The following is an 18194-nucleotide window of genomic DNA, read 5'->3' on the forward strand; positions in this document are numbered from 1 at the left end:
GCAACCCTGACGGGAAGCTGGAACTTCGGCATCGCTCACGACGGTTGGTTGCCGTCAGCCGTCGAGTTGTGTTCCCTCGTCATTACCGAGCGGATTGTGAGCATTCGGCACGCTTGTAGGCGGTGCACTGCTCTCTCCATTGTCGTCGCTCGGCGTTGCGTCATCCGAATCGTCGAATTCTGGAGCGGCATCGATGGCCTGCTCGAGTTCATCGACGAGGAGCGATTGGGGCGCGATGATTCCTCCCCGGTACCCGGCGCGAGCAATCATGTGTGCCGACACCGGAGCGGTGATCATTTGGAAGATGAGCAAGAAGATCAGCAGGAGAATCGTGGAGAGTTGACGTTCTTGCAGGGCGATGGCCAGGAGCACGAACGCTAAGCCCAGAATTTGGGGCTTGGTCGTCGCGTGCAGGCGTGCAATGGCATCCGGAAAACGGAGAAGGCCAACGCCGGCGGCGACGGAAAGGAAGCCGCCGAGCAAGAGAAATAGGCCGGTAAGGATGTCGAGGATTGAGTCGAGAATCATGAGTTGGTTCTCCTCGACACATAGCGCGCCACCACGACGGAACCGAGGAATGCGGTGCTCGCGAGCACGAGCATTGCGGGCAGGCTTCGCGTATGGCCGTTGTAGACCATCTCCGCTCCTAGCGCGCAAATGATTGTCGTGAGCAGCATGTCTGAGGCGATCATGCGGTCAAGGATGGAGGGGCCGCGGATGATGCGGTAGAGCGCCAGTAGGCCGGCCACGAGCAGCATCACACCGACGGCAATAAATACCCATTCGCTCATCGGGTGGCCTCCGCTTCGTGAATCCGAGCAAGATCATCTTTCGATCCGATGGCGCGGACGATGCGCGCTTCGACAACGAGAACTTTGGTGCGCATCGCCTCGACGTCGGCGGCCGTTGTCGTATCGAAGGAGTGGAAATACAGGATGGCGCGTTCCCGATCGGCTTCAACGACGATGGATCCCGGAATTAGCGACATCGCAATCGCGTCGAGCGTCATGACGAAGTCGGAACGGGTGCACAGCTGAACTGCAATGACCGAGGACGTGGGAATCGGCCGCGGGTTCAGAGCCTGGAACGCCACCGTAAACGACGCTACGGTGACGTCGGCGATGAAGTGGGCGATAAAGACGAGCGAGTACCAGAGGTTCAGCCGCCCCGAAATATCGGCGGGGGGCAAATACAGCACTCGGGTCACGGCGATCGCCACGAGGAATCCGGTCAGGATGTTTAGCCACGAGAATTGGCCCCAGAGCACGCCCCAGAGCACCACGAGCCCGAGCAGCAATGGCAACTGCTGCCAGACCCGGCCGCGAACTTCGGTGCGCGAGACCTTGCGTGCACTCGCTGATTCGGAGGCGGTCGGAGTCGTTGACGCCGTTACAGAGGCGGGCTGGTTGTCATGAGGACTCATTCAAGGCCTCCGGGAAACACAGTGTTGACGTAGTAGGCCGGGCCATTGATGTTCTCACCGGCGTTAGCGCTCAGGTCGAAGAGCGGGTTCGCGAAGACGGTGAGCGCGATGCTCACCGCCACCATCGCGACGGTGGCGCCGACCATGATTCGAGGTGTTGTGCGCACTGATTCAACAGTGGGGGAGCTTCCGGTTTCTGCCCGCATCGCCAACGGATTTTCGTAGTCAGCCACCTCTTCAGCATCGCGCCAGAAGATCATGCTCCACGCGCGAGCGAGGGCATAGAGAGTGAGCAGCGACACGGCCGCGCCGCAGCCGATCAGTACCCACGCGAGCACGGAACCGTTGTTGGCCCCGGCCTCGAAAAGCGCCAACTTGCCGAGGAATCCGGAGAAGGGAGGGATGCCGCCCAAGTTCAACAGGGGGATGAAGAACAGCACCGCAATCATGGGACTGGTCTTGAGCATCCCGCCCAGTTTGTTGATGCCGGTCGTGCCACCTTGACGTTCCACCAACCCGGTGGCCAAGAAGAGGGTGGTCTGAACGGTGATGTGGTGAACGATGTAGAACGTGGCCGCGGCGAGGCCGGCCGCCGTGTCGATGCCGATACCGAACAGCATGTAGCCGATGTGGCTGATGAGCGTAAAGGACAACAGTCGCTTGATGTCGGACTGCGCAACGGCTCCCAGAATTCCGATCACCATCGTGAGCGCCGCCACAATGAGCAGCACGGTATTGAGCTGGCCATCCGGGAAGATGATCATTTCGGTGCGGATGATCGCGTAGACGCCGACTTTGGTGAGCAGGCCGGCGAAGACAGCCGTTACCGGCGCGGGCGCCATCGGGTAGGAGTCGGGCAGCCAGAACGACAGCGGGAAGACTGCGGCCTTGATGCCGAACCCAATCAGCAACATGACGTGGAGGATCAACTGGATGTCGTCGGGCAACTCCGCGAGTCGCACGGTGAGCTGCGCGATGTTGACAGTGCCGGTCGCACCGTAAATCATGGCGATGGCCGCGAGGAAGATGGCGGAGGAGACCAGGCTCACGACGATGTACACGGTGCCGGCACGGATGCGCGGCTTGGTGCCCCCCACGGTGATCAGCACGTAGCTCGCGACGAGAAGGATCTCGAAACTGACATACAGGTTGAAGAGGTCACCCGCGACGAAGGCGTTGAAGACTCCGGTCGCCAAGATGAGGTAGGTCGGATAGTAGATCGAGACGGGAGTTTCGCGGTCGCCATCGGCGAGGCCTTGGCCCACCGAGAACACGAGAACGGCCAGAAGCACAGCGGCGGAGACGACGATCATGAGGGCCGAGAGTCGGTCGACCACGAGCACGATGCCGTAGGGGGCAGGCCACCCTCCGACTTCAACGGCAATTGCGCCATTGGTGTTGACGGCCACCAGCAAGGCGGCGCCGATCAGGAGAACGGCGCTGAGTACGCTCACGGCAATGAGCGTTTGAACGCGGGGGCGGTTGGCTTGGGTGAGAGCTGCTGCCGCGCCGAGCAATGGCAGGAGAACGACAAGAGTGGTTAGTGCGCTCATGCGTCTGCCTCCTTCTCGTCAATTTCTCGCTGTCTGCGTTCGGCCGCCAGACTCTCTTGCTCCTCGCGTTCCTCTTGCTTCTTGAGGTCGAGGGCGGTGGAGATGGCCGCTGTGGCGCGAGTACCGAACTCGGTGTCGTCACCGTCGACGGCACGATCGGTGGTCACCGAGGTTTTCCTGCTGCCCATCGCGAGGTCTTCAGAATCGTCGTAGACCACATCAGCATTGGCTAGTCGCCACGACCGGTAGATAAGGGCGAGCAGGAATGCTGAGACGCCGAAGGTGATCACGATGGCGGTCAGGATGAACGCCTGCGGCAGCGGATCGGCGGTGGCATCCTCTTCGCCAAAGAACGCTGCAGCTCCGGAGGGTCCCGAGACGATGAGGATGAGGAGATTGGTGGCATTGCCCACGAGCAAGAACCCCAACAAGACGCGCGTCATGCTGCGCTCGAGAAGCAGGTATACCCCTACCGAGTAGAGGACGACCATGATGACGACGAGGGTGAGAGAGGCGTTCATATGGTGCTTCCGCTCTCGAGAGATTCAGAGGATTCTTCGCGCTGACGGTCGATCTCAGCTCCGAGGCTGCGGAGAACATCCAGCACCATTCCGATGACAACGAGGTAGACCCCGATATCGAAAATGGTGGAGGTAGAGAACTCCACATGGCCGAGCACGGGAATCGTCGTTTCGAAGAAGGTGGAGGTAAGAGCATCCGCCCCCAAGAGCAGTGGCACGGTGGCGGTTCCCGCCGCGAGTACGAGCCCGACCCCAAGGATGCGGCCGGCGTCAAAGGGTGCCGCTGCGCCGAGTTCGTAGCGTCCACCGGCGAGGTAGCGGCCTGCCAGTGCGAGTCCCGCCACGAGACCGGCGGCGAACCCGCCTCCTGGCAAATTGTGGCCAGCAAATAAGAGGTAGATCGATAGCACGATCAGGGGGTGGAAGAGCAGCCGAATAACAACTTCGAGGAGAATCGACCGGTTCTCGGGAGCCAACTTGCGGCCCGCGAGTAGCCACGCGTTGCGCGTCGACGGGTCTTGAACGCCGGGCAGATACTCGGAGGACACGACCTCACGCGACGGCTTGAGACGAGCGCGGATCGTTCCGCGGGCGCGGGTTTCGGAGACGCGGGGCAGGTTGTCGGTGCGGCTGCGCAAGAACACCAGACTGGCGACGCCGGTGGCCGCAGCCACGATCACCGAGAGTTCTCCGAGGGTGTCCCAACCGCGGATGTCGACGAGCACCACGTTGACGACGTTGCGGCCGTGACCGATCTCGTACGCGAGTTCAGGCAGCGACGCGGAGATGGGATCTGCACTTCGGGCGCCGAGCGCGACGATGGCGACGATGCCCATGAGGAGGCCGACGGAGAGGCCAACGGCAGCACGCAAAACGCGTCGCGAACTGCCGTGCGCTTTGCCCAAGCGAGCAGGAAGTCGCCGGAGCACTAATACGAAGGCAATCAGAGTGACGGTCTCGACCAGCACCTGAGTGAGAGCGATATCGGGAGCACCGTGGAATGCGAACAACGCGGCCATGCCGTATCCCACGACTCCCACGAGCACAGCAGCTTGGAACCGCTTCTGGGCGCCGAGCAGGGCGAGGGCGGCAACGATCATGACCGTACCGATAGCGAGTTGCCCCGGGCTGTCAAAGAGTCGGATGGAGTCGGGCCACGTGCGATTCAGCGCCAGCGTGCTGCCTACCGAACCGACCATCACGAGCAGGATGACGGTGAGGTAGAACGGTAGTGAACCTCGTTGAGTGGTTGCTGTCACTCGCAGGGCAATGCGGTCGAGAGTGCGCAGGCCGGAGCGGTACAGCTTGTTCGAGTCGACCAGCGAGGGCACTCGGGACTGAAGCCTGAAGACCTGGGCGCGTGCCCAGAAGAGTGCGAGACCGCCAATGAGGGTGGCCGCAGAGATAAAGAAGGCCGCATCGAAGCCGTGCCAGAGCTTGAGGGAGTACTCGTAGCCCTCTGAAGGGAACAGCTGCGAATAGCCTTCGAGCACGGTTCCGATGGTGCCGAAGAGCGGTGCGAGCACGAGGCCAGTGAGCGCAAGAATGGCCGGCGATGACAGGAACCAGACATTCTCATGCAGCGGCCGCACTGTCTCGACGCCCTCTTTGCGGGCGAAGGCGCCCCAGAGGAAACGTGCGCTGTAGGCCACAGTGAGGGTGGACCCGACGGCGACTCCGACGACCGCGATCCATCCGAGTGCCGATCCCGCGCTGGCACTTTCGAGGAAGCTGGCGAGAACTGCTTCCTTTGCGACGAACCCGGCGGTGAAGGGGATACCGGCCATCGATGCTGCGGCGATGATCGCGACCGTGGCGAGGAAGGGGGCTTCGCGGCCGAGCCCGCTCAACTTGGTGAGGTCGCGCGTTCCGACGCGGTGGTCAATGAGCCCGACGACCATGAACAGCGCCGCCTTGAAGAGAGCGTGGGCAAGCAGCAGCGCGACTCCAGCGAGAGCCGCGGTGCGAGTGCCAAAACTCACGATCGTCAGCAAGAACCCGAGCTGACTGACGGTGCCATAGGCAAGCAAAAGTTTGAGGTCGACCTGGGTGAGCGCGCGCCATCCGCCCACCAGCATCGTGAAGACTCCCAACCCGAGGAGCAGCGGCTGCCAGCCGGGGGTTTCAGCGAACCCGGGTGCCAGTCGAGCGATGAGGTAGATACCCGCCTGCACCATCGCGGCAGCATGCAGATAGGCGCTGACCGGGGTCGGGGCGGCCATCGCCGAGGGCAGCCAAAACTGGAACGGAACGATGGCCGACTTGCTGAGCGCGCCCACGAGAATCAGCATGATCGCGATGGTGACAGTGGTGCCCTCGGGGGTGAGGTCGATGAGCCGCGCCAAGCTGGCAGTGCCGGTGCGTTCGGCCAGCATGACGAGCCCAACCAACATCACGAGCCCACCGGCGGTCGTGACGATGAGGGCCTGCATTGCAGCAATGCGGCTCGCGAGTCGACCGGTGTTGTGGCCGATAAGGAGGAACGAGAACACCGTCGTGGCTTCCCACAGGATGAAGAGCAAGTAGACGTTGTCGGCGATCACGAGGCCGTACATCGTGCCCGTGAACGCGAGGAAGACCGCAGCGAAGCGACCAAGACCTTCTTCGGTGGCAGCGAAGTACTTGATGCAATAGAGCATCACGAGTGTGCCGACGCCGGTAACGACGAGGGCAAGCAGCCACGAGAGGGTGTCTACCCGAAAACTCAGATCGAGGTTCAGCTGGGAGATCCAGGGAATGGTTTCCGTCGGCGGCGTATCCGCGAGAACGGCGGGAGTCTGCAGCAGGGTATAGATAAATGCCGCTGCGGGAATGATGGCCGTAACGAAGAAAACACGAACGCCAATGCGGCGGGTGAGCGCAGGGATCACGAGGGAAACGAGCGCGAACGCACCGAGCAGCGCTATCACAGGGCTCTCCGCTGTGAGCTGGGGCTGGAACCTTGCGGATTCAGTGCAGTTCTCCCTTAGGGTGCTCGATCTGGCAGTCGAGTGCTGCAGCGCAACCAGGGCGAGTGGTGTTGCGGCAGAGTGGCGAGATGGTCGGTGTCTTCGTCACGAACATTCTACCGGACGAATATCTGGACGGGTGGTGAAGGTGTCGATGGGGGTGCTGCAGGGATTCGCAGAGACCACTTCGGCAATCCTCTCTCGATCACACTGGGTAGCTCTAAGGTCGATGACATGGCAGAAATAGTGATTGTCGACTCGAAGGAGGCGGCGGGCGAAGTCGCTGCCGACCTCATCGAGGCACTCGTGCGTCGGACCCCGGATGCCGTCCTAGGCCTAGCAACCGGGTCGACGCCCTTAACAACGTGGGCTGCGCTCGCGGCTCGAGCCCTCGACCTTTCTGCTGTGCGGGGGTTCGCCCTCGATGAATATGTCGGATTGCCTGCGGGACATCCCGAAAGCTACCGCTCGGTGATCACGCGCGAAGTTGTTGAACCGCTCGGGTTAACGCCCGAGCTCGTGCAGGTGCCGGCGGAGAGCGGGCCCATCGAAACGGCGGGTGATGACTATGAGCGCGCGATTGTGGCGGCGGGTGGTGTTGACCTGCAGATTCTCGGAATCGGTTCGACCGGGCACATCGGGTTCAACGAGCCGGGATCGTCATTCGCGTCGCTCACGCGGGTGAAGACCCTCACGCAGCAGACCCGGCTCGACAATGCGCGCTTCTTCGATTCGCCCGAGGACGTGCCCAAGCACTGCATCACGCAGGGGCTCGGCACCATTCAGAGGGCAGGGCATCTGGTGCTGCTCGCGTTTGGCGAAGCGAAGGCGGCGGCGCTCGCGGGAGCGGTCGAGGGGCCGGTGACGGCGAGCCTGCCGGGATCGGCAATTCAGCTGCACTCAACCGTCACGGTAATTGTGGACGAGGCTGCGGCATCCGAGCTGAAGTATGCCGACTACTACCGCTACTCCTGGGAGAACCGCCTCGACTGGGAACGGCTGCGCTAAGCCATGACGAACTATGTGGCGCTGCTTCGGGGCATCAATGTGGGCGGCTCGAACGTGATCAGCATGGCGGCGTTGAAAGAGTGCTTCCGTGATGCCGGTTTCGGTGACGTGCGCACCTACATCCAGAGTGGCAACGTCGTGTTCGCCTCTGATGCAACCGGCACTGCCGAGCTCGAAGTCACAATTGAGCGGATGCTGGGCGAGCGGTTGGGCGCAGACGTCCTCACCGTCGTGCGCTCCCGCGACGAGTTCGCGGCGACCGTGGCGGCTGCCCCGAGTAACCACGGTGCTGCGGAACTGCTGAGCGACGTGCTCTTTCTCAAGCGGCCTCTGACGGCCGCCGAAGCACTGACGCAACTGCCCGAACTCAATCCGCAGGTCGACTCTGTCTCAGCCGGCCCAGACGCGCTCTACTTCTCGCGCACCGTTGCCGATTCAGCGAAATCGCGCATCGACCGACTGCGCGCAAACCGCCTCTCTAAGCGGATGACGGTGCGCAACTGGCGCACGACCCTGAAACTGCGCGACCTGCTCGAGCTCGGCTAGCGGAAGATGATCGTGCGGGCCCCATCGAGCAGCACGCGGTCTTCGGCGAACCATTTCACGGCTTGCGTGAGGGTGCGGCTCTCTTCGTCTTGACCGATCGACCTGAGTTCGCTTGAGGTGCTCGCGTGATCCACGCGCACGACGTTTTGCTCAATGATCGGGCCCTCGTCGAGGTCGCTCGTCACGAAGTGGGCCGTGGCACCGATGAGTTTCACGCCGCGAGCGTGGGCCTGCTTGTAGGGGTTCGCACCCTTGAAGCCGGGCAGGAAGGAGTGGTGGATGTTGATGATCTTGCCACTCAACTGCGCGCACAGTTCAGGCGACAGAATCTGCATGTAGCGGGCGAGCACCACGAGCTCAATGTCGTGCTCTTCGACAACTTCGATGATGCGCTCTTCGAACGCCAACTTCTGGCCGGGCGTCGTGACCGCGTGCGACTCGAACGGCACTTCATAGAACGCGGCGAGCGAGCCCAGATCGGGGTGGTTGCTCATGATCAGCGGCATATCGATGGGCAACTGGCCAGCGCGCTGGCGGTAGAGAAGGTCGTTGACGCAGTGTCCGGCCTTGGATGCCAATACGAGGGTGCGCAGCGGGCGCCCCACAACGTCGAGTTGCCATTCCATCCTGTACCGCTCGGTCACGGGGGCGAGGGCTTGCTCGAATACTTCGCGCGGTGCATCCGACTCCACTTGAAGGCGCATGAAAAAACGGCCGGTGTCGCCGCTGGAGAACTGCTGCGACTCTGTGATGTTGCCGCCGGCCTCAACGATGGCGCCACTGATGGCGTGAACGATGCCGGGCTTGTCGTCACAAGTGAGAGTTACGATCCAGTGCATTGAGGTAGTCACTGATTTAGCGTACCGGTGCTCACGGTAGAGTTAGTCAAACATGAGCACGCCACACACTTCCTCGCCATCGTCTTCTCAAGCATTTCCGTGGGCGGGCCTCTTCACTCTCTCGGCACTGATCTTCACCTCGGTAACCAGCGAATGGTTGCCCACCGGTTTGTTGCCGGAGATCGCCGCCGAGTTGTCGGTGTCAGAGTCGCAGGTTGGTCTGCTCATCACGATCTTCGCCGCGACTGTCGTTATCTCTACGGCTCCGCTCGCCGCACTCACGCGTAACCAGCCCCGCAAGAAGCTCGTGATCATCGTGCTGATTGTCTTCGTGATCGGCAACCTGCTTGCTGCCGTGGCGCCCAACTATGCGGTGCTCGTGATCGCCCGCATCATCGGTGGGCTGTCGCACGGACTGTTCTGGGCGGTAGTCGGTGCCTACTCAGCTCACCTCGTTCCGCCGCACCAGGTTGGCCGCGCCGTTGCTGTCACGAGCGCGGGCGCGACTGCCGCCTTTGTGCTCGGAGTGCCCGTAGGAACCGCTCTCGGTCACGCCCTCGGCTGGCGCCTCGCCTTTGTCGTCATCGCGATCATCATCGCGGCCCTCACCATCATGGTCGTGCGCATCTTGCCACCTGTCGATCACCAGCAGCCCCTCGCCACCGGCGAGATCTCGATCCCGCTGCGCAAAGACCGGTCAGTTCCCGGCGTGATCTACGTGTGTATCTTGGTCGCTCTCGTGATGCTCGGCCACAACCTCTTCTACACCTACATCGTTCCGTACCTGATCGGCCCGGCCGGAATCGACACCGGTGCCGTCGCCGGCGTGCTCCTCATCTTCGGTGCCGCTGGTGCGCTCGGGCTCGCGCTCGCCGGTCTCCTGATCGACCGCTTCCCGCGCAGCATCATCCCCGTCACCGTTGCGCTCGTCGCTATCTGCGCCGTGCTGCTCGCCATGTTCCCCGCCGAGCCCGCCATCATGTTCACCGTCATCGTCGTCTGGGGAACCGCTTTCGGCGGCGTTCCCGCGATGATGCAAACGCGACTCTTACAACTGGCCTCCCCGCGCATGCGCGACGTCGGCTCTGCATACCTCACGACCTCGTTCAACATCGGTATCGGTGGCGGCGCGCTCGTGGGCGGCATCCTGCTCGACAACTACGGGGTCATCTCGTTGCCCTACGTCGACGCCGCCATTCTGGGTGTTGCTGTGATCTTCGCGATCATCGGCGGCGAACTGCTTAGGCGACGAGGCGCGAAGGCCGCGGCAATTCGCGACCAGCAGCCCACACCGCCCGTACCCTAAAGTCGGCATCGAGCAGCACGGCGTCGGCGGCGAATCCGGGTGCAAGCGAACCTAGGTCGCCGGAGCGCCCAATGGCCCGGGCAGGAACAGCGGTAGCCGCGGCAACAGCTTGGGGCACGCTCAATCCCACTTCGGTGACAGCGCGGCGCACCGCGGCATCCATCGTCAAGGTCGATCCGGCAATTGCGTCGCTGTCGCTCAAGCGGGCAACGCCGTCGGTCACCGTGACATCGAGCGAGCCGAGAAGGTAGTGACCGTCACCAGCGCAGGTCGCAGCCATCGCGTCGGTAACGAGCGCGATGCGGCCCGGGGCCGAAGCGAACAACATTTTTACGACATCCGGATGCACATGCACACCGTCATTGATGACCTCGAGCGTGACGCCGGGGGAGTGGAAAGCGGCAGCCACTGGGCCGGGAGCGCGGTGATGGATTTCGCGCATGCCGTTGAACGCGTGCGTCAGAATGCTGGCGCCAGCCTCAAACGCGGCGCGAGTCTCGGCGTAGGTGGCGGCCGTGTGGCCAACCGCTACGCGCACATCGGCGGCGACGAACTGGGCAACAGCGTCGGCGCCGCCCGAAAGCTCAGGGGCCAGTGTGGCCTGGCGCAGAGTGCCATTGGCCGCAGCCATTAGTTGCTCGATCTCGGTGGGCGTGGGGGCGCGAAGTGTGGCCGGGTTGTGTGCGCCACGGAACCCCTGATCAATGAACGGGCCCTCAAGGTGGCTGCCCAACACGAGCGGGTCGCGTCGCGTGAGTTCGGCGACCGCGGCCAGCCGTTCGACGAGCCGTTCGTGGCCATCGCTAATGAGCGAAAGAACAGACCGGGTGGTTCCGTGGCTGCGGTGGGCGGCAAGCGCCGTCGTGATGGCGGCTATTCCGTCATCGAAGGAGACACCGTCGGCGCCGTGACAGTGGATGTCGATAAAGCCGGGAGTAAGGAAGTCGCCTTCGGCGTCGGTAACGATGGTTGCCGCATCCGCTCCCTCGCGCCAGGAGCCCCCAGTGCCGGTGGCCGCAATGCTGTCGTTCGTGAACGCTACCCACGCGTTGTCGCGCTGCACACCGTCGCTCACGAGCGTCGCGGAGTGGATGATGCGGGTAAACATGGGTTCCGTTCAGGGGAGGAAGGGTGCTCTCAGGCGTGGCGTTTAGCGCGACGATGTAGTCCAAAGTCTGACAGAAATAGGGTGTATCTCAAGGGTGCGTTAGACCACTTTGGGCTCAGACTTCTTTCCGGCCCTGCGGAAATGAGACAAACACTAACTGCTTGCGTTGAGCGTTCACCCGGTATCTTGGAAGTATCCACCCCGTCGCAAGGAGATCATCTGTGTCAACGTTCCTTTCGCCTCTCTCTGAGGTAGACCCTGAGATCGCTGCGGTGCTCGCTCAAGAGCTCGACCGTCAGCGCAATACTCTCGAGATGATCGCGAGTGAGAACTTCGTTCCGCGCGCTGTTCTTGAGGCGCAGGGGTCGGTTCTCACCAACAAGTACGCCGAGGGGTACCCCGGGCGCCGCTACTACGGTGGTTGCGAATTTGTGGATATTGCCGAGAAGCTTGCCATCGACCGCGCCAAGAGCCTCTTCGGTTCCGCGTTCGCTAACGTTCAGCCCCACTCGGGTGCGTCGGCCAACGCCGCCGTACTGTCGGCTATCGCCAAGCCCGGCGACCGCATCCTCGGTCTCTCGCTCGACCACGGCGGGCACCTCACGCACGGCATGCGTTTGAACTTCTCCGGCAAGCTTTACGAAGCTCACGCTTACGGCGTGAACGAAGAGACCGGCGTTCTTGATATGGCGGATGTTCGTGCCAAGGCCATTGAGGTTCAACCGCAGGTCATCATCGCTGGGTGGTCTGCCTACTCGCGTCAACTCGACTTCGCCGAGTTCCGTTCGATCGCCGATGAGGTCGGAGCTGTGCTCTGGGTCGACATGGCGCACTTCGCCGGACTCGTTGCCGCAGGCCTGCACCCGAACCCCGTTCCTTTCGCGGATGTCGTGTCGTCGACCGTTCACAAGACCATTGGTGGACCGCGCTCGGGCTTCATCCTCACGAACAACGTTGATATCGCCAAGAAGATCAACTCCAACGTGTTCCCCGGTCAGCAGGGTGGACCGCTCATGCACGTGATCGCTGCCAAGGCGACCGCCTTCATGCTGGCAGCATCCGATGATTTCAAGGATCGCCAGGAGCGTACCCTTCGCGGCGCGAAGCTTCTCGCTGAGCGTCTCGTGCAAGACGACATGACGGCACTCGGCATCGACGTGCTCACGGGTGGCACCGACGTGCACCTCGTGCTCGTCGACCTGCGCAAGTCAGAACTCAACGGTCAAGAAGCCGAAGATCTGCTGCACTCGGTCGACATCACCGTGAACCGTAACGCTGTTCCGGCCGACCCGCGCCCGCCGATGGTGACCTCTGGTCTCCGTATCGGTACGCCAGCTCTCGCCACCCGCGGTTTTGATGACGCCGAGTTCACCGAGGTCGCCGACATTATCGCCGAAACCCTCAAGCCCGGGGCAGACCTTGCCGCGCTGCAGGCGCGTTCGCGTGCGCTCGCCGACGCCTTCCCGCTCTACGAAGGCCTCGAGAGCCCCGGCAGCTGGGCCTAAATAACCCAGAACTGGGCTGAAACAGCCTGAAGCCAAAGACCTCGTCACCTTGTCATTGCGGCGGCGGGGTCTTTGGCGTTAAACGATGTGTACTTCGACACCGGCGGCCCGCATGCGGTCCAATTCCTCAGGGTCGGCCGTGGCATCCGTAATGAGGGTGTGCACGCTCGAGATCTCGGTGACGCGCGCGAGCGCCAGCCGACCGATCTTCGATCCGTCGGCCACGACCACGGTGCGCTGGGCATGAGTCACCATGGCGTTATTCGTGCGCGCTTCGGTCTCGTCGTGAGTGGTAACGCCGCCCTCTACCGAGATGCCGTCGCTGCCCAAGATGGCAGTGCCGACGTTGATGGCATTGAAAGTATTCTCGGCAAGAACCCCGACGAGTTCGAGGGATTGGGGGCGTAGTAGCCCGCCGGTCATCACAACTTTGAGCTGGGGATACGACGTGACGAGCCCGGCGATGGTGAGCGAGTTGGTCACGATCGTGAGCTCGGGGTGGGTGGAGAGCGCTCGTGCGACGTAGGCCGTCGTCGAACCGCCGCTGAGCGCGACCGCATGCCGCCCCGAGGGAACCAAAGTCGCCATGCGAGCGGCGATTGCTTTCTTGGCATCCTGCGATTGGGAATCACGAAAAGTGACCGGCAGCTCGTGCCGGGCCTCGATGACGGTGGCACCGCCATGAGTGCGCACCAAAAGCTGTTGGTATTCGAGCTCTGCAAGGTCGCGCCGCACAGTGGCCGGTGAGATCGAGAGTGTCTCTGCGAACTCACTCAGCGATACTGACCCACGCTCTGAGAGAAGATCGAGGATGGCGATCATGCGCGTCGAGCGTTTAGTGGAGGCGGCGTGACGCTTCGTGTTGTCGATGACCATGCCACCCATTATCCATCCTTTGGTCAAATTCGCTCACCCAAAATGATCGTTTTGCGGCTATTGCGCTCATTATCTTGCGCGAATCACTCAGTGTACGTAAAGATCGACCCATGACCCACATTGTCTTTATCGGTGCGGGAAGCGTCGTGTTCTCCCGCCAGCTCATTGCGGACCTCTTGCGCTTCGACGACCTTCCTCAGCTCACGCTCGTGCTGCACGATATCGACGCCGAGCGCCTGCGCGTTGCGGCTGAAACGGCGACGAAACTTTCGACCCAACTCGACCGTGCGGTCACCGTGGTTTCTACCCTCGATCGGCGCGAGGCGCTCGCCGGGGCAGACTTCGTGATCAATATGGTGCAGGTCGGTGGCATCGACTCGACCCGCACCGATCTCGAAATTCCGGCCAAGCACGGACTTCGTCAAACGATCGGTGACACCACCGGTGTCGGTGGTGTCTTCCGCGCCCTGCGTACCTTCCCGCTGCTCTCCGCCATCGCTGCGGACATGCTCGAACTCTGCCCGGATGCGTGGTTCCTGAACTACACAAACCCGATGGCGATGAACGTGTGGTGGCTGAGTGTCGTTGCCCCCGACCTCAAGGTTGCCGGAATCTGCCACAGCGTCTACTGGACAGTAAGCGACCTGTGCGACCTCATCGGCGTGAAACTTGACGACACTCACTACCGGGCTGCTGGGGTAAACCACCAAGCGTGGCTCTACGAGTGGTCCCTCGATGGTGAAGACCTGTACCCGCGCCTGCGCGCCGCGATTGAGGCTGACCCAGAACTGCTTGATCGAGTGCGCGTGGAGATGTTCCGCCGCATCGGTTATTACCCCACGGAAACGAGCGAGCACTCCTCCGAGTACCTCTCGTGGTTCTTGCGCTCCGACGAACAAATTGCCCGGTTCCGGCTCCAGCCGCTTGAGTACCTCGGTATCAGCGAAGAGAACGTCGCTGACTTTGCACGAGCTCAAGAGGCGCTCGCCGCGGGTGAAGAACTGGAACTCGAAGAGGGGGCCGCTGAATACGCACCCCAAATCATCCATTCGATCCTGACCGGCACCGAACGAATCGTGCATGTCAATGTGGTCAACCGTGGATTGATCTCCAACCTCCCCGAGGGTGCGATCGTCGAGGTGCCGGCAACGGTTGATCGCTCAGGGATTACACCGCACGTTGTCGGAGCGATTCCGACCCAGGGGGCAGCGCTTAACCGCAGCTACCTCTCGGTCGCCGAGCTCACCATTGAAGCGGCTCTCACGGGCGATTCTGATCGTGTTCGCCAAGCGCTGCTCGCCGACCCGAACGCGATTTCGACGCTCACCCCGGAGCAAATTTGGGCGCTCTGTGACGAGATGACCGAAGCGCACGCGGCCGTTCTGCCGGTGTCACTCGGCGGGCAGACGGAGCTGATTTTGCCATGACTCTGTCTTCTGCCGGCGAACTCGTCGCGTCGGCCGTCGAGGGTAACCTCGCCGTGCCGGCGTTCAACGTCATCACCCTCGAACAGGCCGAGGCCATCGTTGCGGGCGCTGAGAATGCAGGCATTGGCGTACTGCTCCAGATCAGCGAGAATGCGGTGCACTATCACCGGCAGATGGAGCCGTTGCTCGCCGCCTGTCGCGAGATTGCCGAAGCGTCGCTAGTGCCGATCGGCATTCATCTCGACCATTTCGAGAGCGCTGAACTCATCGAACATGCGCTCGAGGTTGGTTCTGGCTTGGGGGTGCGTTCTCTCATGGTAGATGCCTCGAAACTTGAGTATTCAGCGAACGTCGCGTTCACGGCATCCGTCGTGGATCACGCCCATGCTTTGGGCTGGTGGGTCGAGGCGGAGCTCGGTGAGATTGGCGGCAAGGATGGCGCCCACGCGCCGGGCGTGCGCACTGACGCCGTCGAGGCGCGGAAGTTCGTTGCCGCGACCAACGTCGACGGTCTCGCGGTCGCAGTGGGTAGTTCCCACGCTATGACGGAGCGTACGGCAGCGCTCGACATCGACCTCATCCGCACGATCGCCGAGTTGCTTCCGGTGCCTCTGGTGCTTCACGGGTCATCGGGGGTGGCGGATGACGAGCTGCGGCGAGCAGTCGAGGCGGGCATCCGCAAGGTTAATATCGGAACGGCGCTCAACCTCACGGCTACTGCCGCGTTGCGCGCGGAGCTTGCTCGAATGCCGGATGCTGTCGATCCCCGAAAATTTACCGCGCTGGGCAGCGCTCAAGTGACTGACCTCGTTGCGCACTTGTGCTCTGTCGTCTGAAACTGACCAGCACGAAACGAGACTGGGCGGCAGGGATCGTGCCCGAGCGCGAGCCCCTGCCACCCGCTCTGGCGTTACCGGCCGAGCTATGCCGGCTAGCTCAGAGGCCGAGCACGCGGCGTGCGTTGTCGCGGTACACCGACTGAAGGGTGTCCCTGCCGAGCGCAAGCGCCGACACTGTCCATCGCCCCTGGGGCGGCACCGGATCGCCCGGCGCGTACTCGAAGGCCTCGTCCGCTGTCTCAAGAAAGCGGAAGTGCAACCGATACTGCTCGACTGTGATCGCGTAGATGTCGGTGCCGAACAAAACGCGATCGGGGTGGCGGGCGAGCAATGCGGCGAAGCGCCGCGGCTGTCTCCCAAGTTCTGCCATGCGTCCGCCAATATCGATCGTGTAGTTCGAACACGCATCCAGCAGGCGTTCGACGCGATCGAGATCTTCGGCGGCGCAGCCGGCGTGAGCGCCGATGAAGGTCGTGCTGGGGCAGCCACTCACTAGCGTGGCATGGGCGTCGAGCAACCGATCAAAGGTCGGGTGCACAGCGGTATCTCCGAACCACCACTCTTCGGCTTCGAGCAATTCGTCGAGTCGCTCGTTGTGGGCGTCGAGTGGCTCGAAGAAGGCTCGGGGGTCCGCGGTGTGAATGAGCACCGGCAGTCCCAGCTCGCCGGCGTGCGCAACAATGTCGAGCACTCGGGGGTCGTCGGGCAGGATGAGGCTCCCGTCAGCGTCACGAATGGTGAGCCCCAGGTCTTTCCAGATCTTGAGCCCACGAGCACCGCGTCGCGCACTGTCGTTGAGGGAAGCGCGTAATTGATCGACTCCGTCGAGCTCTGCAAGCAGAGCCCATTCGAGTTGGCAGAACGTGAGAAAGCGGCCCGGGTAGGCGTTGTCATACCGCTCCACGTTGGCGCTAACCTCATCGCCCCAGAGCCCGTCGAGGTTCACGATGGTCTGCACATTGGTGCTGTCCATGAGAGAGACCAGAGCGGCGACATCCGGGATCATCCACTCGCCATTACTCAGCCAACGACCCAGATGGTTGTGCACGTCGATGGCGGGCACGGCTGCCTGATCGACCGCGCTGACGGAGGCTGATAGCTGAGATTGAGGGTGCCACGCGGCTAGGGGAAGGTGGCGAAGTTCATCCCGAATTTGGTCAGACATGGGTGCTCCTCTGGAAAACGATCAATGAAAGTGATCATGTTGGGCAGTTTTCTTGTCAAACGATCACTTTGAGGCCACTATTGCACCACACCTTGCGACCTAGGGGAATCCCATAGCAAGTAAAAGTAAACGGAGAAATCGAATGTCGATCACTGCGACCGAAATCACTACCCAGCCGTCGATGTGGCGCACGGCTCTCGAACAGGTCGAGATTGCCCGCGAATTATTGGCCGCGCCCGGAGAGCGAGTGCTCGTCATCGGTTGTGGCACATCGGCGTTCGTCGCTGAATCATTCGCATGGCTGCGTGAGAGCGCGGCGCTCGGCGAAACCGACGCCAACTACGCCTCCGAACTGCGGGTCTGGCGAGAGTACGACCGTGTCATCGCCATCACGCGCTCCGGAACGACCAGCGAAGTCATCGACGCTCTGAGCACAGTGCCCGAGGGCGTGCGCACCGTCGTGATCACGGGCGTCGCCGACTCACCGGCAGCGCTGCTCGCCAACGACGTTCTCTTGCTCGACTACGCGGACGAAGAATCGGTCGTGCAGACACGATTCCCGACTACCTTCTTGTTTCTGGCGCGTGCTGCGTTCGGTCTCAGCGTCGACGGGTTGAGCGACCAACTTGACGCAGCGCTCGCCGAGCCGCTGCCCGTCAACGCTGGTGACTTCGACCACTTCGTTTATCTCGGCACCGACTGGAGCTACGGACTCGCGCAAGAAGCAGCGCTCAAAATTCGCGAAGCGGCACAGGCGTGGTCGGAGTCATACCCTCTTCTCGATTACCGTCACGGTCCGTTGGCCGTCGCCCACGTAGGTTCGCTCGTCTGGATGTTTGGCGCGGCCGACGAGGCGCTCGCTGAGCAGATCCGCGCGACGGGGGCAACTGTTCTCCTCGGCTCCCACGACCCTCTCGTCGAGCTCGTGCAGGCGCAGCGCCTTGCCGTAGAGCTGGCCGAAGCGCGTGATCTCAACCCCGACAAGCCGAGGCACCTCACCCGCTCGATCATTCTGAGCTAAATAGCCTCACCACCGCAGACCCCCCCCAGCCCCACCCGCACAATTGATCCAGGAGTAAACAATGAGAAAACCCTCTTCTTCAGCATCGCGGCGCTTAGCAAGTATTGCC

Annotated in this window: 17 protein-coding genes; 7 read left to right on the top strand and 10 right to left on the bottom strand. The window is 62.3% G+C overall.

Annotation, left to right across the window (positions count from 1 at the left end; translation table 11 throughout):
• Nucleotides 1-54: 54 nt before the first annotated feature.
• From mnhG to I6E73_RS04285, 6 genes are read right to left on the bottom strand one after another with little or no spacing between them, the layout of a single operon-like run.
• Nucleotides 55-528 (bottom strand): monovalent cation/H(+) antiporter subunit G, encoded by a 474-nt coding sequence (mnhG, locus tag I6E73_RS04260; RefSeq protein ID WP_197123353.1) that lies wholly within the window; start codon nt 526-528, stop codon nt 55-57.
• Complete coding sequence (locus tag I6E73_RS04265; RefSeq protein ID WP_197106365.1) at nt 525-791, bottom strand: monovalent cation/H+ antiporter complex subunit F; 267 nt, start codon at nt 789-791, stop codon at nt 525-527. The genes mnhG and I6E73_RS04265 overlap by 4 nt, the downstream gene beginning before the upstream one ends.
• Nucleotides 788-1423 carry a Na+/H+ antiporter subunit E gene (locus I6E73_RS04270; RefSeq protein WP_197123355.1) on the bottom strand — a complete coding sequence of 212 codons (636 nt, stop codon included), beginning with the start codon at nt 1421-1423 and terminating at the stop codon, nt 788-790. The genes I6E73_RS04265 and I6E73_RS04270 overlap by 4 nt, the downstream gene beginning before the upstream one ends.
• Nucleotides 1420-2976, bottom strand: a complete 1557-nt coding sequence (locus I6E73_RS04275) for a Na+/H+ antiporter subunit D (RefSeq protein WP_197123357.1) — start codon at nt 2974-2976, stop codon at nt 1420-1422. The genes I6E73_RS04270 and I6E73_RS04275 overlap by 4 nt, the downstream gene beginning before the upstream one ends.
• Nucleotides 2973-3497: a Na(+)/H(+) antiporter subunit C gene (locus I6E73_RS04280; RefSeq protein WP_197123359.1), complete on the bottom strand. Its 525-nt coding sequence runs from the start codon at nt 3495-3497 to the stop codon at nt 2973-2975. The genes I6E73_RS04275 and I6E73_RS04280 overlap by 4 nt, the downstream gene beginning before the upstream one ends.
• A complete protein-coding gene (locus tag I6E73_RS04285; protein ID WP_197123361.1) occupies nt 3494-6406 on the bottom strand; it encodes a Na+/H+ antiporter subunit A in 2913 nt (970 codons plus the stop codon). The genes I6E73_RS04280 and I6E73_RS04285 overlap by 4 nt, the downstream gene beginning before the upstream one ends.
• Nucleotides 6407-6679: 273 nt before the next feature.
• Here I6E73_RS04285 and I6E73_RS04290 point away from each other — a divergent pair, with 273 nt between their 5' ends.
• Both I6E73_RS04290 and I6E73_RS04295 read left to right on the top strand, forming a co-directional pair.
• On the top strand, nt 6680-7453 hold the full coding sequence (locus I6E73_RS04290) for a glucosamine-6-phosphate deaminase (protein WP_197123363.1): 774 nt from the start codon (nt 6680-6682) through the stop codon (nt 7451-7453).
• A 3-nt stretch (nt 7454-7456) separates the two neighbouring features.
• Nucleotides 7457-7999 (top strand): DUF1697 domain-containing protein, encoded by a 543-nt coding sequence (locus tag I6E73_RS04295; protein WP_197123365.1) that lies wholly within the window; start codon nt 7457-7459, stop codon nt 7997-7999.
• Here the strand turns inward: I6E73_RS04295 and purU are convergent.
• Nucleotides 7996-8838, bottom strand: a complete 843-nt coding sequence (gene purU, locus I6E73_RS04300; RefSeq protein WP_197125126.1) for a formyltetrahydrofolate deformylase — start codon at nt 8836-8838, stop codon at nt 7996-7998. The genes I6E73_RS04295 and purU overlap by 4 nt on opposite strands.
• 52 nt (nt 8839-8890) lie before the next feature.
• Between purU and I6E73_RS04305 the strand changes: the two genes are divergently transcribed.
• Nucleotides 8891-10144, top strand: coding sequence for an MFS transporter (locus I6E73_RS04305; protein WP_197123367.1), 1254 nt, complete (start codon nt 8891-8893; stop codon nt 10142-10144).
• Here the strand turns inward: I6E73_RS04305 and nagA are convergent.
• Complete coding sequence (gene nagA, locus I6E73_RS04310; RefSeq protein WP_197123369.1) at nt 10080-11252, bottom strand: N-acetylglucosamine-6-phosphate deacetylase; 1173 nt, start codon at nt 11250-11252, stop codon at nt 10080-10082. The two genes, I6E73_RS04305 and nagA, sit on opposite strands and share 65 nt — an antisense overlap.
• A 221-nt stretch (nt 11253-11473) precedes the next feature.
• On the opposite strand from nagA, the gene glyA reads away from it, so the two are divergent.
• Nucleotides 11474-12757 carry a serine hydroxymethyltransferase gene (glyA, locus tag I6E73_RS04315; protein WP_197123371.1) on the top strand — a complete coding sequence of 428 codons (1284 nt, stop codon included), beginning with the start codon at nt 11474-11476 and terminating at the stop codon, nt 12755-12757.
• A gap of 78 nt (nt 12758-12835) precedes the next feature.
• Here glyA and I6E73_RS04320 read toward each other — a convergent pair whose 3' ends face one another.
• Nucleotides 12836-13642, bottom strand: coding sequence for a DeoR/GlpR family DNA-binding transcription regulator (locus I6E73_RS04320; RefSeq protein ID WP_197123373.1), 807 nt, complete (start codon nt 13640-13642; stop codon nt 12836-12838).
• Between the two features lie 101 nt (nt 13643-13743).
• Between I6E73_RS04320 and melA the strand changes: the two genes are divergently transcribed.
• On the top strand, nt 13744-15060 hold the full coding sequence (gene melA, locus I6E73_RS04325) for an alpha-galactosidase (RefSeq protein ID WP_197123375.1): 1317 nt from the start codon (nt 13744-13746) through the stop codon (nt 15058-15060).
• Complete coding sequence (locus tag I6E73_RS04330) at nt 15057-15896, top strand: class II fructose-bisphosphate aldolase (RefSeq protein WP_197123377.1); 840 nt, start codon at nt 15057-15059, stop codon at nt 15894-15896. Before melA ends, I6E73_RS04330 begins: the two co-directional genes overlap by 4 nt.
• A gap of 100 nt (nt 15897-15996) precedes the next feature.
• Here the strand turns inward: I6E73_RS04330 and I6E73_RS04335 are convergent, their stop codons facing one another.
• Nucleotides 15997-17064 (bottom strand): amidohydrolase family protein, encoded by a 1068-nt coding sequence (locus I6E73_RS04335; RefSeq protein ID WP_197123379.1) that lies wholly within the window; start codon nt 17062-17064, stop codon nt 15997-15999.
• A 142-nt stretch (nt 17065-17206) separates the two neighbouring features.
• Between I6E73_RS04335 and I6E73_RS04340 the strand changes: the two genes are divergently transcribed.
• The gene (locus I6E73_RS04340) at nt 17207-18085 is read left to right on the top strand and encodes an SIS domain-containing protein (protein WP_197123381.1); all 879 of its coding nucleotides are present in this window, start codon (nt 17207-17209) and stop codon (nt 18083-18085) included.
• Nucleotides 18086-18194 lie beyond the last annotated feature (109 nt).

The organism is Salinibacterium sp. SWN248 (assembly GCF_015864575.1).
Taxonomy (GTDB): domain Bacteria; phylum Actinomycetota; class Actinomycetes; order Actinomycetales; family Microbacteriaceae; genus Rhodoglobus.

Excerpts from the sequence above, each read along its gene's own strand:
- melA (WP_197123375.1), top strand. The coding sequence starts at position 13,744 with ATGACCCACATTGTCTTTATCGGTGCGGGAAGCGTCGTGTTCTCCCGC.
- I6E73_RS04270 (WP_197123355.1), bottom strand. The coding sequence starts at position 1,423 with ATGAGTCCTCATGACAACCAGCCCGCCTCTGTAACGGCGTCAACGACT.
- I6E73_RS04305 (WP_197123367.1), top strand. The coding sequence starts at position 8,891 with ATGAGCACGCCACACACTTCCTCGCCATCGTCTTCTCAAGCATTTCCG.
- I6E73_RS04290 (WP_197123363.1), top strand. The coding sequence starts at position 6,680 with ATGGCAGAAATAGTGATTGTCGACTCGAAGGAGGCGGCGGGCGAAGTC.
- I6E73_RS04275 (WP_197123357.1), bottom strand. The coding sequence starts at position 2,976 with ATGAGCGCACTAACCACTCTTGTCGTTCTCCTGCCATTGCTCGGCGCG.
- nagA (WP_197123369.1), bottom strand. The coding sequence starts at position 11,252 with ATGTTTACCCGCATCATCCACTCCGCGACGCTCGTGAGCGACGGTGTG.
- I6E73_RS04295 (WP_197123365.1), top strand. The coding sequence starts at position 7,457 with ATGACGAACTATGTGGCGCTGCTTCGGGGCATCAATGTGGGCGGCTCG.
- I6E73_RS04265 (WP_197106365.1), bottom strand. The coding sequence starts at position 791 with ATGAGCGAATGGGTATTTATTGCCGTCGGTGTGATGCTGCTCGTGGCC.
- mnhG (WP_197123353.1), bottom strand. The coding sequence starts at position 528 with ATGATTCTCGACTCAATCCTCGACATCCTTACCGGCCTATTTCTCTTG.
- I6E73_RS04340 (WP_197123381.1), top strand. The coding sequence starts at position 17,207 with ATGTCGATCACTGCGACCGAAATCACTACCCAGCCGTCGATGTGGCGC.
- I6E73_RS04330 (WP_197123377.1), top strand. The coding sequence starts at position 15,057 with ATGACTCTGTCTTCTGCCGGCGAACTCGTCGCGTCGGCCGTCGAGGGT.
- I6E73_RS04320 (WP_197123373.1), bottom strand. The coding sequence starts at position 13,642 with ATGGGTGGCATGGTCATCGACAACACGAAGCGTCACGCCGCCTCCACT.
- I6E73_RS04280 (WP_197123359.1), bottom strand. The coding sequence starts at position 3,497 with ATGAACGCCTCTCTCACCCTCGTCGTCATCATGGTCGTCCTCTACTCG.
- purU (WP_197125126.1), bottom strand. The coding sequence starts at position 8,838 with ATGCACTGGATCGTAACTCTCACTTGTGACGACAAGCCCGGCATCGTT.
- I6E73_RS04335 (WP_197123379.1), bottom strand. The coding sequence starts at position 17,064 with ATGTCTGACCAAATTCGGGATGAACTTCGCCACCTTCCCCTAGCCGCG.